Here is a 24409-nt window from a genome sequence, read left to right as displayed (position 1 = left end):
ATGCGGCCTTGCGCCGGAGGCGTTGTCCGCGCCGCGGCCCGATCAGACGATCTGGTTGCGCAGTGCGTTTTCGCCGCGCCCAAGCCGGCCGAGATTCTCGACGAGCAGATCGACGACATTGGTTTCGTAGGCCCGGGTCTCGCCGGCGCTGTGGGGCGTGATGATGACCTGCGGCAGCGTCCACAACGGCGACGCCGCCGGCAGCGGCTCCTCTACCGTGCAGTCGAGGCCCGCGCCGGCGATGCGGCCTTCGGTCAGGGCCGCCAGCAGCGCGGCCTCATCGACGACCTTGCCGCGCGCGACGTTGACCAGCATCGCCGAGGGCTTCATCGCGGCCAGAGCTTTCACGCCGACCAATCCTTCGGTTTCCGGCGTCAGCGGGCAGGTCAGCGCGACGATGTCGGCCTGCGCCATGACCTCGTGCAACTGGTCGGGCCGGACGATCGCATCGATGCCCGCGACCGGCTCCGGCTGGCGGCGCACGCCGATGACGCGCAGTCCGAACGCGCCGCTAAGCGCCGCCAGCCGCAGCCCGATGCGGCCGAGCCCGACGATCACCAGCGTCTTGCCGCCGAGTTCATCCTCCCGCGTGTTGCGGTCGCCGATCATCGGCCGCCAGAATTTCGCCGTCTGGTTGTCGCGGGCGAGATGGATCTGCCGGGTCAGGCCGAGGATCAGCGCCATGGCGTGCTCGGCGACGGCGCGCTCGTTTGCGCCCTGCGCGCTGGCGAGCCGGATGCCGGCCTTCGCAAAGGCCGGCTTGTCGTACTGGTCGGTGCCGGCGCTGACCGACTGGACGAAGCGCAGCTTCGGCGCGGCCGCGATCAGTTCGTTGCGCCACATTCCGGAGACGACGATCACATCGAACTCGGCGGCACGCGCCTTGAGCTCGTCGAGGGTCCGCATTTCCACGGTTTTCGCCGCCGACCCACGCGTCGCGAACTCGGCCTGCAACTGGTAGGCGGCATGGGCGAAACCGATCGTCAGGTCGCGCTCTGAAGGCCAGGACGTCATCGATGTTTCTCCGGAAAGGCGAAGGTGGGTCGAACTCAGTGCAAGGTTACAGTCCGGTCGGCGCGCTGTCGCCCATCGGCGGCGCGAAGGCGGCCAGCGTCTGGCTCAGCCGCTCCCAGGCTGCAGCATCGCCCGGCAAACCGAAGCGTAGCCGGTGCGCGTCGTTCTGGAAGCGCCTGATATAGAAGCCATGGCGGCCGAGATGAGAAAACAGCGCGGGAGCGTCGGGCGTTGCGAGCAGGCGAAACAGCGCTGTGCCGCCGACGACCCGGCCCAGCGGCGCAAGCAGCGCGTCAAGCCGCGCGGCGTCGGCGCGGCGCGCGGCGCCTGTCCGCGCAAGCCAACCCGTGTCGGCCAGCGCCACCGAGCCTACATGCAATGCCGGGCCAGGCACCGCCCAGGGGCCGAGCGCCGAACGCAGGCCCGCGACCAGCGCCGGCTCCCCAATGGCGAAGCCAAGCCGCAAGCCCGCAAGCCCGTAGGTCTTGCCGAAAGAGCGCAGCGCGAGCACGCCCGACGGCAGCACCGGCACGATGCTCGCCTCCGGCGTGAAATCGGCGAAGGCCTCATCGACCACCAGCAGCCCGCCGCGCGCCGACACGGCCTTGGCCAGCGCCACCAACCGATCGAGCGGCACGACGCGCCCGTCGGGATTGTTGGGATTGACGAGCACGACGACGCCCGCCCGCCCGGCTGCGTCGAGCTCGGTGATTTCGCTGACATCCGCGCCGGCCTTGCGCCATGCCAGCGCATGCTCGGCATAGGTCGGTCCGAGCACCGCCACCGGGCCCCGCGCCACCAGCCGGGGCAGCAATTCGATCAGGATCTGAGTGCCCGGCGCAGCGACGATCCCGGCCTCGGCCGGCACGCGATAGGCCGCGCGCGCCGCGGTCAGCACGGCACTTTCGTCTGATGCGCCCGGAAGACGCTGCCACAGGCTTAACGGCAGGCCCGGAAGCGGATAGGGGATGGGATTAATCCCTGTGGACAGATCGATCCACGGCCCGGGCGCGGCTGGAAACAGTGCCTGCGCCTGCGCCAGATCGCCACCGTGCCAGATTTCGCCTTCAGCCACGATCGTCCCCACTGCGCATGAGCCCCGCCGAGACCCTGCCGCTGCTTCTTGCCGCCCTCGTGATCGAGGCTGCGCTCGGCTATCCGCAAGGCTTGTATGCGCGGATCGGCCATCCCGTCACCTGGCTCGGCGGCTTGATCGGCCAGCTCGACCGGGATTTCAACCGGCAGGATTTGGCATTCGCCGTGCGCCGCAGGAAGGGCGTCGCCGCGCTCGCCATGCTTCTCGGCGCGACCATGGCGCTCTCGCTGGCGCTGGCGCTGTTCTTCCATCTCTTCGGTGCGTTCGGGATTTTACCGATGGCGCTGCTGGCCTCCTCCCTGCTGGCGCAGCGCAGCCTTTACGAACATGTCGCGCGCGTGGCCGAAGCCCTGGAAAGCGGGGATCTCGGAGAGAGCCGCAAGGCCGTCGCCATGATCGTCGGGCGCAATCCCGAGACGCTGGACGAGGCCGCGGTAGCGCGCGCCGCGATCGAGAGCCTGGCCGAGAACTTTTCCGACGGCGTCGTCGCGCCCGCGTTCTGGCTCGGCGTCGCCGGCCTGCCGGGCGCGGCGCTCTACAAGGCGATCAACACCGCCGATTCGATGATAGGGCACAAGACCGAACGCCATCTCGCTTTCGGCTGGGCCTCGGCGCGGCTCGACGATCTCGTCAACCTGCCGGCCTCGCGGCTGAGCGCTCTGCTGATCGTCGCAGCCGCCGCGCTCGACTGGCAAGCCGACGCGCCGGGCGGCTGGCGGGCGATGCGCAGGGACGCGCGCAGCCACCGCTCGCCCAATGCCGGCTGGCCGGAGGCCGCGATGGCAGGCGCGCTCGGGTTGCGGCTGGCGGGGCCGCGCATCTATGGCCGGACCAGGGTCGAGGATGCCTGGATGGGCAATGGCCGGGCCGAAGCCGGCGCGGCCGACGTCCGGCGCGCGCTCAGGGTCTACCGCAAGGCTTGCCTGCTGCTCTGGGGGCTGGCAGGGCTCGGCTCGCTGATCGCTGTCGTGGTCTCGTCGATCTGAGCTGGCCGGCTCAGCCTCAGAACTCGATTCCCGCCTGCGCTTTCACGCCCGCCGCGAAATGGTGCTTCACCAGCGTCATCTCCGTCACCAGATTGGCTGCCGCGATCAGCTCCGGCTTGGCGTTGCGGCCGGTCACGACAATGTGGAGATCGTGCCGGCGCGCGGCCAGCGTCGCGACGACCTCGGCCAGGGGCAGATAGTCGTAGCGTAGCGCGATGTTGAGTTCGTCGAGCACGATCAGCCGGATCGTCTCGTCGGCCATCAATTCCCGGACCTTGGCGAAGGCGCGCTCCGCAGCCGCGATGTCGCGGGCCTTGTCCTGCGTCTCCCAGGTGAAGCCCTCGCCCATGCTGTGCCAGGCGATCTGGTCGCCGAAAGCATCGAGCGCCCGGCGCTCGCCGGTCTCCCAGGCGCCCTTGATGAACTGCACCACGCCGACGCGCCAGCCATGGCCGAGCGCGCGCAGCATCAGCCCGAAGGCCGCCGTCGATTTGCCCTTGCCCGGCCCGGTGTTGACGATCAGCAGGCCCTTCTCGATCGTCTTCGAGGCGACCTCGGCATCCTGCACCGCCTTGCGCTTGGCCATCCTGGCCTTGTGGCGGGCGGCCTCGTCGGTCTCGGTCGTCATCGCATCGCGTCCGCTATTTCACCTGCATGGGGATTCCGGCCACCATGAAGACCACGCGGCCCGCCTGCGCCGCAAGGTTCTGGTGGAGCCGGCCGGCCTCGTCGCGAAAGCGCCGGGCCAGCGCATTATCGGGCACGATACCCAGCCCGACCTCGTTGGAAACCAGCACGACCGGAGCCGATGCTGCCTTGCAGGCCGCGATCAGATCGAGCCCAGCCGTTTTCGTGTCGTGGCCGGCAAGAATCAGATTGGTCAGCCAGAGCGTCAGGCAGTCGACCAGGATCGGCCTTCCGGCGGTGACGGAACGAATCCCTTCCGGCAGCGCCAGCGGCGCATCGACCGTCAGCCAGTCCGGAGAGCGCCGCGCCCGATGCTCGGCGATGCGCGCGATCATCTCGTCGTCATAGGCCTGCGCGGTCGCGATATAGGCCCAGGGCGGCGGCAGCGCCTCGATCAGCGCCTCGGCATGGCGGCTCTTGCCGGAGCGCGCGCCGCCGAGGACGAGAGTGAGATGGGGAGTTGTCGCCACGTCGGGTCCAATCGTGAGCGCGCTGCATTGCACAGCCGCCGCCACATGGCTAATGATCATCCCCGACGGTGCCCCGGCAACGGGGTGAAAAGGGAACGCGGTGAAATACCGCGGCTGCCCCCGCAACTGTAAGCGGCTAGTGTCGCGCCATCGGCCACTGGGAGACATCCCGGGAAGGCGGCGCGAAGCCTTAAGACCCGCGAGCCAGGAGACCTGCCGTCGTCGTATCCGCAATCCAACAGGCCGCCGGCGGGGCGGCCAGGAGAACCACGATGAACACCGTCTCGATTGCCTCCCAAACCAGCGTCTCGGACCGCGCCAAGGCGGCTGCCGTCGCGCTCGTGCTCGGCAGCGTGCTGATCTTCACGGTCGGCTTCGCGCATTCGACGAGCGTCCACAACGCCGCTCACGACACGCGCCACACGCTCGCCTTCCCCTGCCACTGAGGGGAAACGACATGATCAATCGCGTTCTCACGGTCAGTCTTCTGGCCGGGCTTCTGGCTGGGCTCGTCATCGCCGCGCTCCAGCACGTCACCACCACGCCGCTGATCCTCAAGGCGGAAACCTATGAGGCGGCGCTGCGGGCTTCAGTTCCGTCGCTTGCAGCCTATGACGGTGGAGCCCGCATCATCCTCGCCCATGGCGCGGGCGGCGACGCAGCCGGCCACGACCACGCCGAATGGAAGCCGCAGGACGGCCTCCAGCGCACGGCCTTCACCACGCTCGTCACGGTCGCGACCGCGATCGGCTTCGCCGCGCTCCTGCTCGGCGGCATGATCGCGGCCGGCGAGACGATCGACGACCGGCGGACGATGATATGGGCGGCCTGCGGCTTCCTCGCCTTCGGGCTCGCGCCGGCCGCGGGCCTCGCGCCGGAACTGCCGGGCAGCGCAGCAGCCGACCTGCAGGCGCGCCAGATCTGGTGGATCGCAACCGCGCTCGTCACCGCAGGCGGCCTCTTCGTCTTCCTGCGCATGGACACGCCCTGGCTGAGGGCGCTCGCGGTGCTGGCGATTCTCGCGCCGCACGTCATCGGCGCACCGCATCCCGCCGCGCCCGAAAGCAAGGTGCCCGCCGAGATCGCGGCGCATTTCACCGCCCTGTCGCTGACCCTGCAGGCCGCGCTCTGGCTCGCCACCGGCTTTGCCGTCGGCGTGCTCTGGCCAAGGGCGTCGCGCAAGGCTTCGGCTACCCGCCGTTCGGCCCAGGCCTGACGCCTCGCGAGCTCCCCGAGCGGGAGCGCGCTCGCAAACGGAGGCGATCCATGTCGCAAGGCAATCTCACCATCCATGTCTGCACCGCCTGCCGGCGCGTGCGGGAAGACCTCACCGAGGGCTTCGACCAGCCGGGCCTGGGCCTCGCGGAAGCCCTGACCGCTAAACTGGCTGGCACGGAGGGCATCACCGTCACGCCCGTCGAATGCCTCGCCGTCTGCAAGCGGCCCTGCACCGTCGCCTTCGCGGCCGACGGCAAATGGACCTACCTGATCGGCGACCTCGACCAGGACACCCATCTCGACGATATCGTTAGCGCGGCGCAGAGCTTTGCCGCCAGCGCCAACGGCATCATTCCCTGGAAAGAACGACCGCTGCCCTTTCGCAAGGGCGTGGTGGCGCGCGTGCCCCCGATGCCGCGCGAGCAAGGACAGACATCATGACCGAAACACTCGCCACGACCACGCTTGCAAAGGTGCCCTGCACCATCATCACCGGCTTCCTCGGGGCCGGAAAGACCACGCTGGTGCGCCATCTGCTCGAGAATGCCGGCGGCAAGCGTCTGGCCGTCCTGGTCAACGAGTTCGGCGATCTCGGCTTCGACGGTGAATTCCTGAAAGGCTGCGGCATTTCAGGCTGTACCGACGAGGATGTCGTCGAACTGCCCAATGGCTGCATCTGCTGCACCGTCGCCGACGATTTCGTGCCGGCGCTCGAAAAGCTTCTGAACCGCGAAAACCCGCCAGAGCATATCCTGATCGAGACGTCCGGCCTGGCCCTGCCCAAGCCGCTGGTCACCGCCTTCAACTGGCCGGCGATCCGCAGCAGAGTCACCGTCGATGGCGTCATCGCGGTGGTCGACGGACCGGCCGTGGCCGAGGGCCAGTTCGCCGATGACCCAGAGGCTATGGCCGCCCAGGCCGCGCAGGATGCGTCGGTGGAGCACGACAATCCGCTGGAGGAGGTCTTCGAGGACCAGATCCTCTGCGCCGACCTGATCCTGCTGAACAAGAGCGACCTCGTCGATGCGGCCGGCCGCGAGCGCGTCAAGGCCGAGATCGCGCAGCATCTGCCCAAGGCGATCAAGATCGTCGAGACTAGCCATGGCAAGGTCGAGCCGGCGCTGGTGATCGGTTTGTCGGCCGCAGCCGAAAACGATCTTGCGGGACGTCCCTCGCATCATGGCGAGGGCGAGGACCACGACCATGACGATTTCGACTCGGTCTCGCTGCCGCTACCGGCCGGCCTCTCGCCCGAGACCCTGTCGGCGCGCATGAGCAAGGCTGCGGAAGCCGAGGGCGTGCTGCGGCTGAAGGGCTTCGCCGCCGTGCCGGGCAGGCCGATGCGGCTCGTCGTGCAGGGCGTCGGGCGTCGCGTCAGCCATCATTTCGACCGGGCCTGGGGCGAAGGCGAGGCGCGCGACGGCAGGATTGTCGTGATCGGCCTCAAGGGCTTCGACCAGAAGGCTGTCGCGGCGGCGCTGAACGGGTGATGATGGCGCCATGCACCTTCTTCCGACCAGCGAGATCAGGCTTGACGACGGCGCCGACGCCGTCGATCTCGGCCTGCCGCCAGGGGATGTGCTGGTGCTGTCCTTCGCCGACAGCGACCTCTCGGCAATCGCCGCAGCAGCCGGGGGGAGCGGGCTTGCCGTCCGCCTGGCGTCGCTGCGCCGGCTGAGGCATCCGCTTTCGGTCGATCTGCTGATCGAGAAGACCGTCGCGAACAGCCGCTTCGTACTGGTGCGCTGCCTCGGCGGGCTCGACTACTGGCGCTATGGCGTCGAGCAGCTGGCGGCTTCCTGCCGGACGCATGGCGTGGCGCTGGCGGTGCTGCCGGGCGACGACCGGTCCGATGCCAGACTGGCGGAGTACGCGACCGTACCTCCCGCCTGCGCGCAGGCGATGCTGGATTATTTCCATGCCGGCGGCGGCGCGGAGAACATGCGGCGGTTGCTGGCGCGGGCGGCGGACTATCTCGATGCCACCCTTCCCTCATCCGACCCGGCTGCGCCGGGCCACCTTCTCCCCCGAGGGGAGAAGGCAAGACGCGCGAAGGATCTGGCGCCCTTCTCCCCTCGGGGGAGAAGGTGCCGGCAGGCGGATGAGGGCCGGCGAGACGCCGATGATCTCGCCCCTCTCCCACTGCCTTCGCTTTTCGTGCTCGGCCAAGATGCAAGGCCGAGCGACTGGCGCGAAGCCCTCGCCGCCCTCCCCGACGACCGCGCGCTCGTTCCCATCCTCGTCTACCGTTCCGGCGTCGCGGCCGGCGATACGGCCATGGCCGACGCGATCTCGGCCGCGCTCGCCGCGCGCGGCCATGCGCCCCTCGTGCTGGCGCTGACCAGCCTCAAGGACGCGACCGTCGCCGCCGAACTCGCCGCGCTGATCGCGTCGCGCAAGCCCGCGCTGATCGTCACGACCACCGCCTTCTCGGCCCGCGACGGCGCGGATTTCGTGCTCGACGCGGCCGATTGCCCGATCCTTCAGGCCGTACCCGTCGGCAGCGCGCGCGAAGCGTGGCAGGCGTCGCCGCGCGGGCTTTCGGCCGTCGATCTCGCCATGCAGGTGGCGCTGCCGGAGTTCGACGGGCGGCTCGGGGCCATTCCCGTCGCCTTCAAGGCCGATGTCGCCGACCCTGCAACGGGCCTCTCGGTCCGCCGGCTCGTCCCGGACGCTGAGGGCATCGCGGCGCTGGCTGATCTCGCCTCGGGCTGGATATCCTTGTCGGCCACGCCTGTCGCGGAGCGCCAGCTGGCGCTGGTGATGTCGGATTATCCCGCGCGCGGGGGCCGGGCGGGATTCGCGGTCGGGCTGGACACGCCGGCGAGCGTGGCGACGATCAGGGCGTTGCTGGCAGGGGCGGCGTATACCCTCAGCCCTCATCCTGAGGAGCCGCGCAACGGCATCTCGAAGGATGGTCCAGTTCTCTCCGGGCTTGCTGGAGCATCCTTCGAGACGCAGCTTTTGGCTGCTCCTCAGGATGATGGCTCGCATTTGATGGCCTCCCTCACCACCGGCCCTGCCGAATTCGCCGTGCCACTCGCGACCTATCGCGACTGGCTCGCCACCATTCCCGCCACGGCCCGCGACGCGCTCATCGCCGCACATGGCGAGCCCGCCCCGCAAGACGGCGCGTTCCATTACCGCGTCGTCCGCAACGGCAACCTGACCATCGCGCTGCAGCCGCCGCGCGATGCGACGCCCGACCGCAAGGCGGTTTATCACGACCCCGATGCGCCGCCGGGCCATGCCTATCTCGCCTTCTATCTCGGCCTGCGCGAGATCCTGCGCATCGACGCGCTGATCCATCTCGGAACCCATGGCACGACCGAATGGCTGCCGGGCAAGGCGGTCGCGCTCTCGGCCTCGTGCTGGCCGCGCCTGGTCACAGGCGGGCTGCCGGTGATCTACCCTTATGTGGTAGACGATCCAGGCGAGGCCGCGCCGGCCAAGCGCCGGCTGTCGGCGATCACGCTCGGCCATCTGCCGCCGCAACTGGCGCAGACGGACGCGGCGGGCGAGGTCGCGTTGCTGCGCGATCTGGTCGAGGAGTTCTCGCAGGCGCAGGTGATGGATCCGCGCCGAGCCGACATCGTCGCACGCGAAATCCGCGACCGGGCCAAGGAGAGCGGGCTCTCCGAGAGTTGCGGCGTCACCGACGACCTCGATATGAGCGAAGCGCTCACCCGGCTCGACGCGCATCTCTGCGACATCGCCGAACTGCCGTTTCGCGATGGTCTCCACGTCTTCGGCCAGGCGGCGCATGACCCCATCTCCTCGCAGGCGGAGCGGACAAACCTGCTGCGCGCGCTCGACGGGCGCTTCGTGCCGCCGGGGCCGGCGGGATCGCCGCATCGCGGTCGCGCCGACGTGCTGCCGACCGGTCGCAACCTCTCGACGCTCGATCCCCGCGCCATCCCGACGCGAGCAGCCGCGCGGCTTGGTGCTCTGGCGGCGAAGGCGGTGATCGCGCGCCATCTGCAGGAGCATGGCGATTATCCGCGCCGGATCGTGATGGACCTCTGGGCCTCTCCGACGCTGCGCTCCGGCGGCGAGGATATCGCCCATGCGCTGGGGCTGATGGGTGTCGAACCGCTCTGGGACAGCGCCTCGACGCGGGTGACCGGCTTCTCGATCATCCCGCAGCCAAAACTTGCCCAGCCCCGACTCGACGTGACCATCCGCATCTCCGGGGCGTTCCGCGACACGTTCCCGGGCCAGATCGCGCTGCTGGATGCCGCCGCACGCGCGGTCGCGGCGCTCGACGAGCCCGACGCGTGGAACGAGCCAGCCGCCGCCCGGCGTCGCGGCGAAGCCGGTGCGCGCATTTTCGGCGCCGCGCCCGGCCGCTACGGCGCGGCGACCGCCGATCGCGCGCTCGATGGCGACTGGACCGCCCGGGACGAACTCGGCGCGGCCTATCTCTCCGCCTCCAGCCATGCCTATGGCGGCGTGGAGGGCGCAGCCTCCGCCGATGCCGGCTTCGCGGCGCGGGTGCGGTCGGCCGACGCGTTCGTGCATGTCAGCGACACCGCCGGCCGCGACATTCTCGAAGCCAGCAGCGCCGCCGACGTGATCGGCGGCTTTGCCGCAGCGCTGGCCACGCTCGGCGGCAAGGCAGCGCTCTACAGCCTCGATTCCTCAAATCCGGACGTGCCGCGGGCCCGCACCCTGCCCGAAGACATCGCCCGCATCGTGCATGGCCGTCTGACGCATCCGCGCTGGATTGCGGCCCATCTCGCCCATGGCTGGCGCGGCGCGGCTGAACTCGCGGAAGCCGTCGACACGCTCTTCGTCTTCGCGGCAAGCACGGACGCGGTCTCCGACGGCCTGTTCGACGCGGTCTTCCAGGCTTATTGCGCCGACGCCCAAGTCTGGAGCGCGCTGGAAGCCGCCAATGCGCCGGCCGCCGCCTCGATCCGCTCGCGGCTGGAGGAGGCGCGCCGGCGCGGCCTCTGGACCAGCAGGCGCAATTCGGTCGGGGCTTTCCTCTCGGCGCGCGAGGCGGCGGAATGAGCGCGCTGCCGCAACCGGCGCTCAGGCGCGGCTGGTGCCCGAGCACGCTGAAGCCGATGGAGACCGGCGATGGCTTGTTGGTCCGACTGCATCCATCGGGAGGCGTGCTGACGCCGCCGCAACTCGTCCGCATCGCCGAATTGGCGCGAGTGCACGGCAACGGGCTGATCGAGATTTCAGCGCGGGGCAACATGCAGTTGCGCGGGATCACGGCTGGCACGCATCCGGCATTGGTCGCGGCGCTACTCGGCGAGCTGCTCGTCGAAGAGCATGACGGCGACGGCCCACAGCGGCTGACGCTGGTCTCGCCGCTGGCGGGGGCCGATTCCGGTGAGTTGATCGATGCGGCTGCGCTCGCCAGTACCGTCGAGACTGCCGCTCGCATGATCCCGGGGTTGCCGGCGAAAATCCTCGTCGTTGTCGATGGCGGCGGGGCGATCTCGCTGGATGCTTTCGATTGCGATCTGCGCATCGTCGCGATCGCGGGGCGCGCAATCGCCCTTTGCCTGCCGGGCGGTGACTGGCGCGGCCCCGTTGCCACGGCCGACGCGCCGGCGATTGTCGCTGCGGTCCTGCGGCGTTTCGCAGGACATCATATCGCCTCGCCCGATACGATCCGACGGCTACGCGATCTCGGGCCGTCGGCGCTGATGGCGCTGAGCGAGTTACCCACGACCACAGCCCCACCGCCCCGGCCCGCGCCAGCACGCGCCGGTCTCTTCGCACTCGGCGACGATCGTTTCGCCGCCATCGCGGCCCTGCCCTTCGGCCGTTGCGACGCCGCGACGCTTGCCGGACTCGGCGAGGCGGCCGCAGCCAGCGGAGCAAAGCGCCTGCGCCTCTCGCCCTGGCGCGGCATCGCCTGCCTCGGCCTGACGAATGCCGCCGCGCGCAACTGGCTTGCCGCCGCCGACCGGCTCGGCCTGATCAGGCAGAACGACGATCCGCGCCTCTCGGTGCAGGCCTGCGCCGGCAGGCCGGCCTGCCTGCGAGCCGAGACCGACGCCATGGCCGACGCCGCGCTGCTGGCCGAGGCCGCGCGGCCACTGCTGGCCGGCGGCTTGAGCCTGCATGTCTCGGCCTGCGTCAAATCCTGCGCAAAGCCAGGCGCGTCCGGCCTCACACTCGTTGGCCGGGAGGGGCGCTACGGCGTGGTTCTGGACGGGACGGCGCGCGATCCGGCTCTTGCCGAGCTTGACCTTTCCGAGATCCTGCGGCGTCTGCAGCCCGGACAGGATCTTTTCACCCGCCTGCAACCGGGTTGTGCTTCGGGACCAGAGTGTTGACCACGCGTTACGACTACATCCAGGACGGCGTCGCGATTTATGAGCGCTCCTTCGCGATCATCAGGGCGGAGGCCGACCTGTCGCGTTTTCCGGGCTCGGCGGGGCGCGTCGTCGTCCGGATGATCCATGCCTGCGGCATGACCGACCTGCCGGCCGACGTGGCGATGTCGCCCGATTTCTGCGTGGCGGCCGAGACCGCCCTGCGGGCCGGCGCGCCAATCCTGTGCGACGCCAAGATGGTCGCCAATGGCGTGACGCGCAGCCGCCTGCCGGCGAAGAACGAGGTGGTCTGCACGCTCGACGAGCCCAGCACGGCGGTGCTTGCGATCGATATGGGCACAACGCGTTCGGCTGCGGCGATGGAGTTGTGGCGGCCCCGGCTTGCCGGCGCGCTCGTCGTCATCGGCAATGCCCCGACGGCGCTGTTTCGCCTGCTCGAAATGCTCGATGCCGGCGCGCCGAAGCCCGCCGCCGTGATCGGCATCCCCGTCGGCTTCGTCGGCGCGGCCGAATCGAAGGAAGCGCTGGCGCAGGATGGGCGAGTTCCTTTCCTCGTGGTGCGCGGACGACGCGGCGGCTCGGCGATGGCGGCGGCTGCCGTCAATGCGCTGGCGCAAGAGAAGGAGTGAGCCGGTGAGCCTGGAACCGGCGAAAGTGCTGCTCTTCGGCGTCGGGCTCGGCCCCGGCGACCCCGACTACATGACCGTGCGCGCCCGCGACATCATCCTGAAGGCCGACAGGCTGGTGCATTTCTGCAAGCGCGGCCGGCGCGGCAACGCCCGCATCACCGCCGACGCCGTGATCGCGCCCGACGCAGCCCGCGAGATCGAGCTTGCCTTCCCCGTGACGATCGAGGTTCCCGTCGAGGATGCCGGCTATACCGGGCCGATCGCGGCTTTCTACGACGAGGCCGCCGAGACGCTCGCAAACGAGATGCAGGCAGGCCGCACCATCGCCGTGCTCTGCGACGGCGACCCGTTCTTCTACGGCTCATTCATGCATCTGTGGCGGCGGCTTTCGCACCGCTTCCCGACCGAGGTGGTGCCCGGCGTCACCGGCATGGCGGGCGCCTGGACGCGCGCGAACGCGCCGATCACCTGGGGCGACGACGTCATGACCGTGCTGCCGGGCACCTTGTCCGAGGCGGAGCTGGTCCGACGTCTCGTCGACACCGACGCCGCCGTGATCATGAAGCTCGGCCGCAACCTGCCCAAGGTCCGGCGCGCGCTGAAGATCGCCGGGCTGATCCATCGCGCTGTTTATGTCGAGCGCGCCACCATGGCCGGGCAAATCGTGCTGAAGCTCGGCGACAAGCCCGACGACGAGGCGCCGTATTTCTCGATGGTGCTGGTCCCCGGCGAAGGGCGGCGGCTGTGAGCGGCTCGCTCGCCATCGTGGGCCTCGGCCCCGGCGAGGCGCATTGGCTGACGCCGGCCGCGCAGGCGGCGATCGAGGCTGCGACCGATCTCGTCGGCTACGGCCCCTATCTCGCCCGCATCCCGCTGCGGGAAGGCCAGACCAGGCACGGCTCCGACAATCGCGTCGAGATCGTCCGCGCGGGGCATGCTCTGGAACTGGCGGCCTCGGGCAAGACCGTCGCGGTGATCTCCGGTGGCGATCCCGGCGTCTTCGCCATGGCGGCTGCCGTGTTCGAGGCGCTCGACGGCGGCGATCCGGCCTGGCTTGCGCTGCCGATCGCGGTCGAGCCCGGCATCACCGCCATGCTGGCCGCGGCGGCGAGAGCCGGCGCACCGCTGGGCGGCGATTTCTGTGCTATCTCGCTGTCTGACAATCTCAAGCCCTGGGAGGTGATCACGGCGCGGCTCGAGGCGGTGCTGTCAGCCGATCTGGTGATCTGCCTCTACAACCCGATCTCGAAGGCGCGGCCCTGGCAACTCGGCGCGGCGCTCACGCTCGCGGCCCGGCATCGCGCGGCGGACACGCCGGTCATCTTCGCGCGCGCGGTCGGGCGTCCCGACGAAGCCCTGCGTGTGCTGACCCTCACCGAGGCTGTGGCGGCCGCCGACAGCGCCGACATGGCGACGCTGGTGATGATCGGCGCATCCTCGACAAGGTTGATCGCGCGCGCGGGCGGCGCGCCTTATGTCTACACGCCGCGCTCGGTGACGAGCAGCCCCTGCGCCACCAGCCAGGGCAGGACCTGATCGATATGCTCGACGCATTCGACATCGGGCTTGCGCGGACGCTGCACCATGATCACGGGGAGCCTGAGCCGACGCGCCGCCACGAGCTTGCCGGCCGTCGCGTCACCTCCCGAGTTCTTGCTGACGAGAATCTCGACGCGCTCGCGCGCCATCAGCTCTTCCTCGTCATCGGCATGGAACGGGCCGCGCTGCTGGATCACCGTGACATCGTGCAGAGGCAGGCGGTCGCCGATCGGCTCGATGGCGCGGACGAGATAGTGGTGGCGCGGCGAATTCGCGAAGAGCGGCAGCTCGAGGCGTCCGATCGTCAGGAAGACGCGCCTGGGCTCGGTTCCCAACGCCGCAACGGCGGCCTCCATGTCGAGCACGCTGCGCCAGCGATCGCCGTCCTGCGGCGTCCACGGCTTGCGGCGGATCGCGATCAGCGGCACGCCTTCGGCCTTGCAGGCGGCCTGCGCATGAAACGGCATGATCGCAGCGAAGGGATGCGTCGCATCGACGACCGCGACGATGCCTTCCTCCCTCAGATAGCTTCGCAAGCCGTCGATGCCGCCGAAGCCGCCGACGCGGACAGGAAGGTTCAACGGTCGGGGATCGACGGTGTGCCCGGCCAGCGAGATGATGGCGCGAATTTCGGGAGCCTGCTCAGCGAGATGCTGGTCAAGCGCTGCCGCTTCGCTCGTGCCACCCAGGATGAGGACGGTCATGTCACTGTTTTCGCCTGAATCTGACGTGCTGTCGAGCAGTCCGTTCGCGCCCGCCGCGCCATGGCTCGCGCTGGTCGGCCTCGGCGAGGATGGTCGCGCCGGGCTGTCTCCGGCTGCAACCGCCGCGCTCGACGGCGCGGAACTCGTGGTCGGGGGCCGGCGGCATCTGGCGCTCGCAGCCCCGCTTGCAGCCGAGACACTGGCCTGGCCGAGCCCGCTCACCGAAGCCTTCCCGGCGATCCTGGCGCGGCGCGGCCGCAAGGTCTGCATTCTCGCCTCGGGCGACCCGTTCCATTACGGCGTCGGCGTGCAACTGGCGGCGTTCGTTCCCGCCGCCGAGATGACGGTTCATCCTCAGCCCTCGGCCTTCTCGCTCGCCTGTGCGCGGCTGGGCTGGGCGCAGCAGGATTGCGCGCTGGTCTCGCTGCATGGCCGGGCGCTGGAGCGCGTCATTCCGCATCTCCAGCCGGGCGCGCGGGTGCTGGCGCTGTCATGGGACGCAGCCACACCCTCGAAGCTCGCCGCACTGCTGGCGGCGCGCGGCCTGGGCGCTTCGCGCGTGACCGTGCTGGAGGCGCTCGGCGGACCGCGCGAGCAAATCCGCACCGAGCTTGCCCAGGCATTTGCGCTGGCCGGCATCGACCCGCTCAACCTCGTCGCGATCGAGGTCACCGCCGAAGCGCAGGCGCGCATCCTGCCTCTGGCCTGCGGGCTCGACGACGACTGGTTCGAGCATGACGGCCAGATCACCAAAGCCGATATCCGCGCGATCACGCTATCGGCGTTGCGGCCGCGCGCCGGGGAACTGCTCTGGGATGTCGGTGCTGGTTCAGGCTCGATCGGGCTGGAATGGTGCCTGCGGCATTCGCAAAACCGCGTCATCGCCTTCGAGGAGAAGCGCGAACGGGCCCAGCGCATCGCTGCGAACGCGACGGCGCTGGGGGCGCTTGCGGTCTTCATCGTCGAAGGGCCGGCTCCCGCGGGCTTTGCCGGCCAGCCTGCACCGGACGCCGTCTTCATCGGCGGCGGGATCGGCGACGCCGGTGTGTTCGAGACGGCATGGGCCGCGCTGAGGCCCAGCGGGCGGCTCGTCGCCAATGTCGTGACACTGGAAGGCGAGGCAAGGCTGGCGGAACTGTTCCGAGAGCATGGCGGATTGCTGCGCCGCATCGGCGTCGCCCATCTCGACCGGGTCGGGACGCTGCATGGCTGGCGAAGCGCAATGCCGGTGACGCAATGGCGCGTGGTGAAGCCGTGAGTTCCAGCCGCGCTGTCCCCACCCTCGGCGTCATTCCGGGCGCAGCGCTGCGGAGGCCCGGAATCCATCGTAGGGCGCCGTCCATGCTTTACGATGGATTCCGGATCGGCGCGGCTGCACCGCTTGTCCGGAATGACGGAGAGGGTGAACTGAGCGAGTTCCCATCATGACGGTCGGCCGCCTCATAGTCGGCATCGGATTGCGGCCTGGAACGGTCGAGGCCGATCTGCGCGACTGCCTAGAGCAGGCGCTGGCGGCAGCGGGGCTTGTCGGCCAGATCGTTTCGCGCATCGCGACGCTGAGCGCACGTGCCTCCGAGCCGGGGCTGATGGCGCTGGCGATAGCGCGCAGCGCGGATCTCGTCGCCATTCCCGACGAGGCGCTGAAAGGCTTCGAGGCCTCGTGCGCGACGCGCTCGACCCGGGTCGCCTCGCTCTACGGCGTCGGCTCGGTTGCGGAGGCTGCCGCGCTGGCCGCCGCCGGCCCGGGCGGAACGCTGATCCTGCCGCGCATCGCGACCGCGCGCGTCACCTGCGCGCTGGCGAGGGCCGCGTCATGACGGTCCATTTCATCGGCGCAGGGCCGGGTGCGCCCGATCTCATCACCCTGCGCGGTCGCGACCTGATCGCGGCCTGCCCCGTCTGCCTTTATGCCGGCTCGCTAATCCCCGGTGCGATGCTCGACTGGTGCCCGGCGGGAGCGCGCATCGTCGACACCGCCCCGCTCGATCTCGACGCCATCGTCGCGGAAATGCAGGCAGCGCACGCGGCGCAGCAGGACGTGGCGCGGCTGCATTCGGGCGATCTCTCGATCTGGAGCGCAACGGCTGAACAGATGCGCCGGCTCGAGGCGCTCGGCATCCCATACACGGTCACGCCGGGCGTGCCGGCTTTCGCGGCGGCGGCGGCCAGCCTGAAGCGCGAACTGACCCTGCCGGGCGTCGCGCAATCGCTGGTGCTGACACGGACTTCCGGACGCGCCTCGGCGATGCCGGAGCGCGAAAAGCTCGCGACTTTCGCAGCTTCAGGCGCGACGCTGGCGATCCATCTCTCGATCCACGTCATCGGGCAGGTCGTGGCGGAGTTGTCGCCGTTCTACGGCCCGGATTGCCCGGTCGCGATCGTATTTCGCGCCTCGTGGCCCGATGAGCGCGTGCTGCGCGGCACGCTGTCGAGCATCGCGGAGCAGGTCCGCGAATCCGGCCTCGAACGTACGGCGCTGATCCTGGTCGGGCCGGCGCTGGGCGCGAACGATTTCGGCGAGAGCGCGCTCTACTCGGCAGGCTACGACCGCCGCTTCCGGCCGGGGGGCGGGACATGACGGCGCGCGGGCTGATCATCGCGGCGCCGCGCTCCGGTTCGGGCAAGACCACGATCACGCTCGGCCTGCAGCGGGCGCTCGTCCGGCGCGGGCTGATCGTGCGCGGGCTGAAATGCGGGCCGGACTATATCGACCCGGCCTTCCATGCGGCTGCGACGGGCGCGTCCAGCGCCAATCTCGACTCGTTTGCGATGCCCGACGCGCTGCTCGCCGGCATCGCTTATACAGCGGCAGACAATGCCGATCTCATCATCGCCGAAGGCTCGATGGGGCTGTTCGATGGGGTGCCCGGTCCCGAAGGCCATACCGGGGCAAGCGCCGATATCGCCGCGCTGATGGGCTGGCCCGTCGTGCTGGTCATCGACGTGTCCGGACAGGCGCAATCGGCGGCTGCCATCGCGCTCGGCTGCATGCATTACGACCGGCGCATCAGGATCGCCGGGGTGATCCTGAACAAGGTCGCCAGCGAACGGCATCGCCGGCTCGTCGGACAGGGCATGGAACGGATCGGCCTGCCCGTACTCGGCGCGCTGCCGCGCGAGGCCAGCCTGATCCTGCCCGAGCGCCATCTCGGGCTGGTGCAGGCCGGTGAAACCGAAGACCTGCATGCACGACTGGAGGCGCTGGCCGACGCCGTCGCAGCGGCGGTCGATCTCGATGCGATCCTGTCCGCCGCCGGCGAGACGACGATGGCCGCGCCGCTTGGCCCCATCCCTACCCTGCCCGCGCCCGGACACCGCATCGCGATCGCGCGCGATGCGGCGTTCAGCTTCGTCTATCCCCATGTCGAGGCCGGCTGGCGTGCGGCGGGCGCGGAGTTCATGCCCTTCTCGCCCTTGCGCGACGAGCCACCGCCCGAGGATTGCGACGCCTGCTGGCTGCCCGGCGGCTATCCCGAACTCCACGCGGGGACGATCGCCGGAGCGAGAAACTTCCTTGACGGCCTGCGCGCCTTTTCAGCGACGCGTCCGGTGCATGGCGAGTGCGGCGGCTACATGGTGCTCGGCCACAGCCTGATCGACGCAGAGGGCGTCTCGCATGCGATGGCGGGGCTGCTCGGCGTCGAGACATCCTTCGCCAGGCGCAAGATGAACCTCGGCTATCGGCGCGCCGTCCTGCAGGCGGACGGCCCGCTCGGACAGGCCGGACAGGCCCTGACCGGGCACGAATTCCACTACGCCACGATCGTCGCGCAGGGCGATGACGAGCCGTTCGCGATGGTCACCGACCCGCATGGCTCGCAGCCAGCCCCCGCCGGCAGCCGGCGCGGACTGGTCACCGGGTCGTTCTTCCACGCCATCGCGGTTGCGACGTGAGTTTGTCTTTCCATCCGTCTCTCTCCAGCCCTCATCCTGAGGAGTGCTCCGCAGGAGCGCGTCTCGAAGGATGCTCCAGGAGCCTCCGGAGACATCTGGACCATCCATCGAGACGCCGCTTCGCGGCTCGTCAGGATGAGGGCTGAGATTGTGACGAGTCCTTCACCACCCGTCTTCGACGCCGCCTTCGCGGAGCAATTCGCCGCGCTGCTGGCGTGGCGGCGCGATGTCCGGCGCTTCCGGCGCGAGGCCCTGCCTGAAGGACTGGTCGAGCGGCTGCTGGCGCAGGCCGAACTCTCGCCGTCGGTCGGGCACTCGCAGCCCTGGCGCTGGGTTCGTGTCGGCGACGAGGCGCAGCGCGAGGCGGCGCGGGCCAGCTTTGCGCGCTGCAACGCCGATGCGCTTGGCGACTATGTGGGCGAACGCGCGCGGCTCTATGCTTCGCTCAAGCTGGAGGGGATGCGCGAAGCGCCCGAGCAGATCGCGGTGTTCTGCGACCATGGCACTGTGCAGGGCCACGGCCTCGGGCGCAAAACGATGCCGGATATGCTGGACTATTCGGTCGTCGCCGCAATCACGCAGTTCTGGCTGGCGGCGCGTGTCGCGGGAGTCGGGGTGGGGTGGGTGTCGATCCTGGAGCCGGAGGTGGTGCGGGAGGCGCTGGGCGTACCGGCCGAATGGAAGCTGATCGCGTGGCTCTGCGTCGGCTGGCCCGAGGAGGAGCAGGACGTGCCGGAGTTGGTCAGAGCGGGCTGGGAGCGGAGGCGCTGACCACATGTTTTGAGGGTAAAGCACTGGAAGAACCCCTCTCCTGTAAGGAGAGGGGCAGGGGTGAGGTGACGAACGTTTCGGGATCGGCTTCTACCGACGTGCGGATGGTATCGCGTCTCGCTGGTCGATGGACCGACCCCTCACCCTGCCCTCTCCCTACGGGAGAGAGTTCCCCGTGCTCTTCGTCCGAAGGGGTAGACCTTAAAGCGCGACCTTGAACGCCGCCTCGGTCTTGCCCCTGATCTCGTCGAGCGTGACGCCCTCGGCGAGTTCGATCAGGCTCATGCCGCCACCGTTCTCGTCGATGGCGAAGACGCCGAGATCGGTGATCACCATGTCGACGACGCCTGCCCCGGTCAGTGGCAGGTCGCAGGCCTTGAGGAGCTTGGCCGATTCCGAGCCGTCCTTGTTCCTGGCGACGTGCTCCATCACCACGACGACCTTCTTGACGCCGGCGACGAGGTCCATCGCGCCGCCCATGCCCTTCACGACCTTGCCGGGGATCATCCAGTTGGCGAGGTCGCCATTCTCCGCGACCTGCATGGCGCCCAGGATCGACAGGTCGATATGGCCGCCGCGGATCATGCCAAACGAGTCCGCCGAGGAGAAATAGCTCGTCGTCTTCAGTTCGGTGATGGTCTGCTTGCCGGCGTTGATCAGGTCGGCGTCCTCCTCTCCCTCATAGGGGAAGGGGCCCATGCCGAGCATGCCGTTCTCCGACTGGAGCTGCACCGACATCCCCTCGGGAATGTAGTTCGACACCAGCGTCGGGATGCCGATGCCGAGATTGACGTAAAAACCGTCCTTGAGTTCCTTGGCGGCGCGGGCCGCCATCTGTTCGCGGGTCCAGGGCATTGTGGTTCTCCTCAGGCCGCGCGCTTGCGGACGGTGCGCTGTTCGATGCGCTTGGCCGCGTTGGTGACGTGGACGATCCGCTTCACGAAGATGCCCGGCGTGTGCATGTGGTCGGGGTCTATCTCGCCGGCCTCGACCAGATTCTCGACCTGGGCGATCGTCATCCGCGAGGCGCTCGCCATCATCGGGTTAAAGTTGCGGGCGGTCTTGCGGTAGACGAGATTGCCCTCGGTGTCGCCTTTCCAGGCGTGGATCAGCGAGATGTCGGCAAAGATGCCGCGCTCCATGATGTAGCGCTCGCCGTCGAAGACGCGCTCCTCCTTGCCCTCGGCGACCAGCGTGCCGACGCCGGTCTTGGTGAAGAAGGCCGGGATGCCGGCGCCGCCGGCGCGGATGCGCTCGGCCAGCGTGCCCTGCGGGGTGAATTCGAGTTCGAGTTCGCCGGCGAGATACTGCTGGGCGAAGAGCTTGTTCTCACCGACATAGGACGAGATCATTTTGCTGATCTGCCGGGTCTCCAGCAGGATGCCCAGGCCCGCGCCATCAATGCCGGCATTGTTCGAGACGAAGGTCAGGTTTTTGGCGCCGCTGTCGCGGACCGCCTCGATCAGCAGATCGGGAATGCCGCAGAGGCCGAAACCGCCGGCACAGATCGTCATGCCGTCCTTGATGGCGCCTGCAAGCGCCGCCTTGGCGTCAGGAAAAACCTTCTTCGACATCGCTTTGCCTTTGCCGCTGGAATGGGAGCGCCGGAGTGTCCCACAGCACTAGCCGAGCCCAAGGGGCGGTTGCAACATGAAGCGTGCGTGAAACCCGATGAACTGTTGCGCACCGGGCAAGGCAGGCGGCGCAACGGGCCCGCCAGTCCTGCCAACGGCGTTTTTGCTTGATCCTGTTGCGACGCGGGCGGACAATCGGGCGATGTTCAAGCCGGCCAGCCCCTCGACATGACCTCGCATACGCCGATGCGCCCGGAATCGCCTGGCGGCCTGATCGAGACAGATCAGCGCTCGCGCGAGATCTTTCGCCAGATCGTCGATGGCTACCTCGCCAATGGCGAGCCGGTCGGCTCGCGCAACATCGCGCGCCTGCTGCCGATGACATTGTCGCCGGCGACGGTGCGCAACGTCATGACCGATCTCGAACTGGCCGGGCTGATCTATGCGCCGCATACCTCGGCGGGGCGCCTCCCCACGGAAAGAGGCCTGCGCTTCTTCGTCGATGCGATGATGGAGGTCGGCAACCTCACCTCCGACGAGCGCACGCGCATCGAAGCGCAGATGAAAGCCGCGGCCACAGGGCGCACGCTCGACGGCACGCTGACGGAAGCCTCGGCGCTGTTGTCAGGCCTCTCGCGCGGCGCGGGCGTCGTCGTCACCACCAAGGCCAATGCCAGGCTGAAGCATATCGAGTTCGTCCGGCTCGATCCGGCACGCGCGCTCGTCGTCCTCGTCGCCGATGACGGCACGGTCGAGAACCGTCTTCTGGCGCTGCCGCCAGGCCTGCCGGCGTCGGCCCTGATGGAGGCCGGGAATTTCCTCAACGCCCGCATCCTCGGCAAGACGCTGAGCGATCTGCGCCGCGAGATCGCCGAGCATCGCGCCCAGATGGAAAGCGAACTCGACGTGCTGACGGCGAGGCTGGTCGAAAGCGGGATCGCGACCTCGTCCGGCCCGTCGAGCGACCGCCACCTGATCGTGCGCGGACAGGCCAACCTGCTGGAAGACCTGAAGGCGCAGGACGATCTGGAGCGTATCCGGCTGCTGTTTGGCGACCTCGAGACCCAGACCGACGTGATCGACCTGCTCTCGCGCGCCGAGGCCGGCGACGGCGTGCGCATCTTCATCGGCTCGGAGAACAAGCTGTTCTCGATGTCGGGCTCGTCGATGGTGGCCGCCCCCTTCCGCGACGCCGAGCAGCGCATCGTCGGCGTCGTCGGCATCATCGGCCCGACGCGGCTGAACTATGCCCGCATCGTGCCGATGGTGGACTATACCGCCAAAGTGGTCGGGCGGCTGCTGGACGGGCCGCGGTGAGGCTGGCCGTCGCGGCGCTGGGGCTCTGGCTGATGGCAAACCCGGTCAACGCCGCCGACAATGAACTTCTGGCCGCCGTGGCGTCAGGCCGTTCGGCCGACGTCTCGCGTCTGATCGCGGCAGGCGCCAATCTCGAAACGCGCGATGCCCAGGGCCGCAGCCCGTTGTTGCTGGCCGTGGCTGGCAAGCACAGTGCCATCGCGACCGCGCTGATCGCCGCCGGCGCGAGCCCCGATGCTCAGGCGGCGAACGCCGACACGCCCTGGCTGCTCGCCGGTGCGCTCGGTGCGACCGACATCATCAAAACGATGCTGCCGCGAAAGCCCGATCTCTCGCTGCGCAACCGCTATGGCGGCACGGCGCTGATTCCGGCCTGCGAGCGGGCCCATGTCGAGGCCGTGGCGGTGCTGCTGACCAGCGGGATCGATGTCGATCACGTCAACAATCTCGGCTGGACCTGCCTGCTCGAGATCGTGATCCTCGGCGATGGCGGCGTACGGCACCAGCAGGTGGCAAAAATGGTGCTGGCGGCCGGCGCAAATCCCAATCTCGCCGACAGGGACGGCGTCAGCCCGCTCGCCCATGCCCGCATGCGTGGCCAGAACGCTATCGCCGCGATGATCGAGCAAGCTGGCGGACGTTGAGGCTATGGCCTGCGATTTGGCATTGGCTCCCCGACAGGTTACCTCTGCCGCGAAAGCGAGGCTTCTCGCGCACAGATCACGCTCGCCCAAGGCCTTAAGATCATGACCGATACCCTCCCCGACCGCCTGTCCTCGAACCCCAACAGCCCGTTCTACAACGAGGAACTGCTGTCGCGGGACATCGGCGTGCGCTTCAAGGGCGTCGACAAGACCAATGTCGAGGAATACTGCGTCAGCGAGGGCTGGGTCCGCCTGACCGCCGGCAACGCCAAGGATCGCTTCGGCAACCCGATGACGGTCAAGCTCAAGGGCGAGGTCGAGCCCTATTTCCGCCAGGCCGCGTCCGAAGCCTGAAGCTACTCAAGCCGGCTCTTGCCGAAGCAGGCTCTTGTAGAAGAACGTCGAGCCGCAATCGGCGCCATCGGGCATCAGCGCATAGCGCGGAATGGTGCCGACCTCGGTCCAGCCCAGTCGGTTGTAGAGTCGGCGCGCCGCGCCGGCCTCGTCGGTGTCGAGTACGAGCAGGCTGCGTCCGGCAGCGCGCGCCGCGTCCTCGGCCGCGCGCATCAAGGCCTCGCCGACGCCGCGTCGCCTCGCGCTGGAGTGGACCAGCACCTTGGCGATCTCGGCGCGGTGCGGCTGGTTAGGCTTGCCGACCAGTTGCAGCTGCGCCGTGCCGACGATGCCGGCCTCAGCCCGCGCCACGAAAAGCAACGTCCGGCCGGCTTCGACCTCATCGGCGACGCCTTTCCAGAACGCCTCGAAATCGGCTGGCCCGTTCCAGTCCATGAAGCCGACGGACGCGCCATTGGCGACGCTGTCGCGCAGGATCTCGACCAGAGCGGGACTGGCGGCCCGCAGCGCCGGCGCGGCGAGGATCTCGATTGCGATGTCAGGCATGCTGCTCATCTCCAGCTATCATCGGACAAGCCTACCGACGTGGTCAGCACGACGGCATAGCGGGCGGGCGTCTCGCCCGGATTGTGATAGGCGATCGGCCCGTCGAGCAGCATGTGCAGGCAGTCGCCCGTCGCCAGCCGGTGCTCGGCATCGTCCAGCGTCACCACCATCTCGCCCGCCAGAACCCAGACCTGCTGGTCGAGCCGCCGTGCCGTGCGCGACGCATCGAGCAGGACACGCGCTCCCGGCGGCATTTCGACCTCGACGATCTCGACGCGCGAACCCGTCCCCGGCGGCGTGACATTGCGCCGGATGTAGCCGCTGCCGGGATCGGTCCAGACCGGCTGATCGGCGCGTCGCAGCAGCGGGCCGGCCTGACGCTCCTCATGGAACAGGGCGGAGAGAAATATCCCCAGCCCGGTGCAGAGCCGGTCGAGCAGGGCGGCGGTCGGGCTCGATTCGCCGCGCTCGACCCGCGAGATCATCGCTCGGCTTACTCCGGCACGTTCGGCCAGACCATCCAGCGTCAGGTTCAGCCGCAGACGCGTCGCCTTGAGCCGCGCACCCAGTCGCTGGTCCAGTTCGAGATCGCTCATCCTCTCCATGAAAGAGGATTTATTCCACTATATAAGAAAATCAAGCGCAAAGCAGTGATCGCCGCCAC

General features: G+C 69.0%; 27 protein-coding genes and 1 riboswitch. Of the genes, 18 read left to right on the top strand and 9 right to left on the bottom strand.

Annotated elements, in window-relative coordinates; all coding sequences use genetic code 11:
• Window positions 1-42 precede the first annotated feature (42 nt).
• Window positions 43-1014 carry a D-2-hydroxyacid dehydrogenase gene (locus AC1DZY_RS13815; protein ID WP_476820693.1) on the bottom strand — a complete coding sequence of 324 codons (972 nt, stop codon included), beginning with the start codon at window positions 1012-1014 and terminating at the stop codon, window positions 43-45.
• A gap of 46 nt (window positions 1015-1060) precedes the next feature.
• Entirely contained in the window at window positions 1061-2089 is a 1029-nt protein-coding gene (cobD, locus tag AC1DZY_RS13810; protein ID WP_476820692.1) for a threonine-phosphate decarboxylase CobD, read from the bottom strand.
• A 17-nt stretch (window positions 2090-2106) separates the two neighbouring features.
• On the opposite strand from cobD, the gene cbiB reads away from it, so the two are divergent.
• Window positions 2107-3096, top strand: a complete 990-nt coding sequence (gene cbiB, locus AC1DZY_RS13805; protein WP_476820691.1) for an adenosylcobinamide-phosphate synthase CbiB — start codon at window positions 2107-2109, stop codon at window positions 3094-3096.
• A gap of 16 nt (window positions 3097-3112) precedes the next feature.
• Here cbiB and cobO read toward each other — a convergent pair whose 3' ends face one another.
• Together cobO and cobU are read right to left on the bottom strand one after the other, a co-directional pair.
• Entirely contained in the window at window positions 3113-3724 is a 612-nt protein-coding gene (cobO, locus tag AC1DZY_RS13800; protein ID WP_476820690.1) for a cob(I)yrinic acid a,c-diamide adenosyltransferase, read from the bottom strand.
• 13 nt (window positions 3725-3737) lie between these two features.
• Complete coding sequence (gene cobU / locus AC1DZY_RS13795) at window positions 3738-4253, bottom strand: bifunctional adenosylcobinamide kinase/adenosylcobinamide-phosphate guanylyltransferase (protein WP_476820689.1); 516 nt, start codon at window positions 4251-4253, stop codon at window positions 3738-3740.
• 50 nt (window positions 4254-4303) lie between these two features.
• Window positions 4304-4488, top strand: a riboswitch (cobalamin riboswitch).
• Window positions 4489-4525: 37 nt separating this feature from the next.
• Between cobU and AC1DZY_RS13790 the strand changes: the two genes are divergently transcribed.
• The 9 genes from AC1DZY_RS13790 to cobJ are packed head-to-tail and all read left to right on the top strand — an operon-like array spanning window position 4526 to window position 13938.
• Window positions 4526-4699: a CbtB domain-containing protein gene (locus tag AC1DZY_RS13790; RefSeq protein ID WP_476820688.1), complete on the top strand. Its 174-nt coding sequence runs from the start codon at window positions 4526-4528 to the stop codon at window positions 4697-4699.
• 11 nt (window positions 4700-4710) lie between these two features.
• Window positions 4711-5469 carry a CbtA family protein gene (locus AC1DZY_RS13785; RefSeq protein WP_476820687.1) on the top strand — a complete coding sequence of 253 codons (759 nt, stop codon included), beginning with the start codon at window positions 4711-4713 and terminating at the stop codon, window positions 5467-5469.
• Between the two features lie 50 nt (window positions 5470-5519).
• Window positions 5520-5912 (top strand): DUF1636 family protein, encoded by a 393-nt coding sequence (locus tag AC1DZY_RS13780; protein WP_476820686.1) that lies wholly within the window; start codon window positions 5520-5522, stop codon window positions 5910-5912.
• Window positions 5909-6961, top strand: a complete 1053-nt coding sequence (cobW, locus tag AC1DZY_RS13775; protein ID WP_476820685.1) for a cobalamin biosynthesis protein CobW — start codon at window positions 5909-5911, stop codon at window positions 6959-6961. Before AC1DZY_RS13780 ends, cobW begins: the two co-directional genes overlap by 4 nt.
• A 10-nt stretch (window positions 6962-6971) precedes the next feature.
• Complete coding sequence (cobN, locus tag AC1DZY_RS13770) at window positions 6972-10487, top strand: cobaltochelatase subunit CobN (RefSeq protein ID WP_476820684.1); 3516 nt, start codon at window positions 6972-6974, stop codon at window positions 10485-10487.
• Window positions 10484-11773 (top strand): precorrin-3B synthase, encoded by a 1290-nt coding sequence (gene cobG, locus AC1DZY_RS13765; protein ID WP_476820683.1) that lies wholly within the window; start codon window positions 10484-10486, stop codon window positions 11771-11773. Before cobN ends, cobG begins: the two co-directional genes overlap by 4 nt.
• On the top strand, window positions 11770-12402 hold the full coding sequence (locus AC1DZY_RS13760; RefSeq protein WP_476820682.1) for a precorrin-8X methylmutase: 633 nt from the start codon (window positions 11770-11772) through the stop codon (window positions 12400-12402). Before cobG ends, AC1DZY_RS13760 begins: the two co-directional genes overlap by 4 nt.
• Window positions 12403-12406: 4 nt before the next feature.
• Window positions 12407-13150 (top strand): precorrin-2 C(20)-methyltransferase, encoded by a 744-nt coding sequence (locus AC1DZY_RS13755; protein ID WP_476820681.1) that lies wholly within the window; start codon window positions 12407-12409, stop codon window positions 13148-13150.
• Window positions 13147-13938, top strand: coding sequence for a precorrin-3B C(17)-methyltransferase (gene cobJ / locus AC1DZY_RS13750; RefSeq protein ID WP_476820680.1), 792 nt, complete (start codon window positions 13147-13149; stop codon window positions 13936-13938). Before AC1DZY_RS13755 ends, cobJ begins: the two co-directional genes overlap by 4 nt.
• Here cobJ and AC1DZY_RS13745 read toward each other — a convergent pair.
• Complete coding sequence (locus AC1DZY_RS13745; protein ID WP_476820679.1) at window positions 13881-14645, bottom strand: cobalt-precorrin-6A reductase; 765 nt, start codon at window positions 14643-14645, stop codon at window positions 13881-13883. The two genes, cobJ and AC1DZY_RS13745, sit on opposite strands and share 58 nt — an antisense overlap.
• Here AC1DZY_RS13745 and cbiE point away from each other — a divergent pair.
• The 5 genes from cbiE (at window position 14644) to bluB (ending at window position 19310) form a co-directional block, all read left to right on the top strand.
• Window positions 14644-15903, top strand: coding sequence for a precorrin-6y C5,15-methyltransferase (decarboxylating) subunit CbiE (gene cbiE / locus AC1DZY_RS13740; RefSeq protein ID WP_476820678.1), 1260 nt, complete (start codon window positions 14644-14646; stop codon window positions 15901-15903). The two genes, AC1DZY_RS13745 and cbiE, sit on opposite strands and share 2 nt — an antisense overlap.
• Before the next feature lie 166 nt (window positions 15904-16069).
• A complete protein-coding gene (locus AC1DZY_RS13735) occupies window positions 16070-16462 on the top strand; it encodes a cobalamin biosynthesis protein (protein WP_476820677.1) in 393 nt (130 codons plus the stop codon).
• Window positions 16459-17223: a precorrin-4 C(11)-methyltransferase gene (gene cobM / locus AC1DZY_RS13730; RefSeq protein WP_476820676.1), complete on the top strand. Its 765-nt coding sequence runs from the start codon at window positions 16459-16461 to the stop codon at window positions 17221-17223. The genes AC1DZY_RS13735 and cobM overlap by 4 nt, the downstream gene beginning before the upstream one ends.
• Window positions 17220-18539 (top strand): cobyrinate a,c-diamide synthase, encoded by a 1320-nt coding sequence (locus tag AC1DZY_RS13725; protein ID WP_476820675.1) that lies wholly within the window; start codon window positions 17220-17222, stop codon window positions 18537-18539. Before cobM ends, AC1DZY_RS13725 begins: the two co-directional genes overlap by 4 nt.
• A 135-nt stretch (window positions 18540-18674) precedes the next feature.
• On the top strand, window positions 18675-19310 hold the full coding sequence (bluB, locus tag AC1DZY_RS13720; RefSeq protein ID WP_476820674.1) for a 5,6-dimethylbenzimidazole synthase: 636 nt from the start codon (window positions 18675-18677) through the stop codon (window positions 19308-19310).
• A gap of 201 nt (window positions 19311-19511) precedes the next feature.
• Here the strand turns inward: bluB and AC1DZY_RS13715 are convergent, their stop codons facing one another.
• Both AC1DZY_RS13715 and AC1DZY_RS13710 read right to left on the bottom strand, forming a co-directional pair.
• Window positions 19512-20165 carry a 3-oxoacid CoA-transferase subunit B gene (locus AC1DZY_RS13715; protein ID WP_476820673.1) on the bottom strand — a complete coding sequence of 218 codons (654 nt, stop codon included), beginning with the start codon at window positions 20163-20165 and terminating at the stop codon, window positions 19512-19514.
• An 11-nt stretch (window positions 20166-20176) separates the two neighbouring features.
• Window positions 20177-20884 (bottom strand): CoA transferase subunit A, encoded by a 708-nt coding sequence (locus tag AC1DZY_RS13710; RefSeq protein WP_476820672.1) that lies wholly within the window; start codon window positions 20882-20884, stop codon window positions 20177-20179.
• 228 nt (window positions 20885-21112) lie between these two features.
• Between AC1DZY_RS13710 and hrcA the strand changes: the two genes are divergently transcribed.
• The 3 genes from hrcA to AC1DZY_RS13695 all read left to right on the top strand — a co-directional run bounded on the left by hrcA (window position 21113) and on the right by AC1DZY_RS13695 (window position 23199).
• Window positions 21113-22201, top strand: a complete 1089-nt coding sequence (gene hrcA / locus AC1DZY_RS13705) for a heat-inducible transcriptional repressor HrcA (protein ID WP_476820671.1) — start codon at window positions 21113-21115, stop codon at window positions 22199-22201.
• Window positions 22198-22845, top strand: a complete 648-nt coding sequence (locus tag AC1DZY_RS13700) for an ankyrin repeat domain-containing protein (RefSeq protein ID WP_476820670.1) — start codon at window positions 22198-22200, stop codon at window positions 22843-22845. Before hrcA ends, AC1DZY_RS13700 begins: the two co-directional genes overlap by 4 nt.
• A gap of 102 nt (window positions 22846-22947) precedes the next feature.
• Window positions 22948-23199: a DUF3297 family protein gene (locus AC1DZY_RS13695; protein WP_476820669.1), complete on the top strand. Its 252-nt coding sequence runs from the start codon at window positions 22948-22950 to the stop codon at window positions 23197-23199.
• Window positions 23200-23205: 6 nt separating this feature from the next.
• On the opposite strand, the gene AC1DZY_RS13690 is transcribed toward AC1DZY_RS13695, so the two are convergent.
• Window positions 23206-23745: an N-acetyltransferase family protein gene (locus AC1DZY_RS13690; protein WP_476820668.1), complete on the bottom strand. Its 540-nt coding sequence runs from the start codon at window positions 23743-23745 to the stop codon at window positions 23206-23208.
• 5 nt (window positions 23746-23750) lie between these two features.
• Window positions 23751-24341 carry a helix-turn-helix domain-containing protein gene (locus AC1DZY_RS13685; RefSeq protein WP_476820667.1) on the bottom strand — a complete coding sequence of 197 codons (591 nt, stop codon included), beginning with the start codon at window positions 24339-24341 and terminating at the stop codon, window positions 23751-23753.
• Window positions 24342-24409: the final 68 nt, after the last annotated feature.

It is taken from the genome of Allobosea sp. P2_A10 (assembly GCF_056405115.1).
Note: the sequence above shows the minus strand (reverse complement) of the source record. Positions and strands in the feature narration are given on the sequence as shown.

Bases quoted from the DNA above. Each gene is read 5' to 3' on its own strand.
- AC1DZY_RS13815 (WP_476820693.1), bottom strand. From the start codon at position 1,014: ATGACGTCCTGGCCTTCAGAGCGCGACCTGACGATCGGTTTCGCCCAT.
- cbiB (WP_476820691.1), top strand. From the start codon at position 2,107: ATGAGCCCCGCCGAGACCCTGCCGCTGCTTCTTGCCGCCCTCGTGATC.
- cobO (WP_476820690.1), bottom strand. From the start codon at position 3,724: ATGACGACCGAGACCGACGAGGCCGCCCGCCACAAGGCCAGGATGGCC.
- AC1DZY_RS13790 (WP_476820688.1), top strand. From the start codon at position 4,526: ATGAACACCGTCTCGATTGCCTCCCAAACCAGCGTCTCGGACCGCGCC.
- AC1DZY_RS13785 (WP_476820687.1), top strand. From the start codon at position 4,711: ATGATCAATCGCGTTCTCACGGTCAGTCTTCTGGCCGGGCTTCTGGCT.
- AC1DZY_RS13780 (WP_476820686.1), top strand. From the start codon at position 5,520: ATGTCGCAAGGCAATCTCACCATCCATGTCTGCACCGCCTGCCGGCGC.
- cobW (WP_476820685.1), top strand. From the start codon at position 5,909: ATGACCGAAACACTCGCCACGACCACGCTTGCAAAGGTGCCCTGCACC.
- cobN (WP_476820684.1), top strand. From the start codon at position 6,972: ATGCACCTTCTTCCGACCAGCGAGATCAGGCTTGACGACGGCGCCGAC.
- cobG (WP_476820683.1), top strand. From the start codon at position 10,484: ATGAGCGCGCTGCCGCAACCGGCGCTCAGGCGCGGCTGGTGCCCGAGC.
- cbiE (WP_476820678.1), top strand. From the start codon at position 14,644: ATGTCACTGTTTTCGCCTGAATCTGACGTGCTGTCGAGCAGTCCGTTC.
- AC1DZY_RS13745 (WP_476820679.1), bottom strand. From the start codon at position 14,645: ATGACCGTCCTCATCCTGGGTGGCACGAGCGAAGCGGCAGCGCTTGAC.
- AC1DZY_RS13735 (WP_476820677.1), top strand. From the start codon at position 16,070: ATGACGGTCGGCCGCCTCATAGTCGGCATCGGATTGCGGCCTGGAACG.
- cobM (WP_476820676.1), top strand. From the start codon at position 16,459: ATGACGGTCCATTTCATCGGCGCAGGGCCGGGTGCGCCCGATCTCATC.
- AC1DZY_RS13725 (WP_476820675.1), top strand. From the start codon at position 17,220: ATGACGGCGCGCGGGCTGATCATCGCGGCGCCGCGCTCCGGTTCGGGC.
- bluB (WP_476820674.1), top strand. From the start codon at position 18,675: ATGAGGGCTGAGATTGTGACGAGTCCTTCACCACCCGTCTTCGACGCC.
- AC1DZY_RS13715 (WP_476820673.1), bottom strand. From the start codon at position 20,165: ATGCCCTGGACCCGCGAACAGATGGCGGCCCGCGCCGCCAAGGAACTC.
- AC1DZY_RS13710 (WP_476820672.1), bottom strand. From the start codon at position 20,884: ATGTCGAAGAAGGTTTTTCCTGACGCCAAGGCGGCGCTTGCAGGCGCC.
- hrcA (WP_476820671.1), top strand. From the start codon at position 21,113: ATGACCTCGCATACGCCGATGCGCCCGGAATCGCCTGGCGGCCTGATC.
- AC1DZY_RS13695 (WP_476820669.1), top strand. From the start codon at position 22,948: ATGACCGATACCCTCCCCGACCGCCTGTCCTCGAACCCCAACAGCCCG.
- AC1DZY_RS13690 (WP_476820668.1), bottom strand. From the start codon at position 23,745: ATGCCTGACATCGCAATCGAGATCCTCGCCGCGCCGGCGCTGCGGGCC.
- AC1DZY_RS13685 (WP_476820667.1), bottom strand. From the start codon at position 24,341: ATGAGCGATCTCGAACTGGACCAGCGACTGGGTGCGCGGCTCAAGGCG.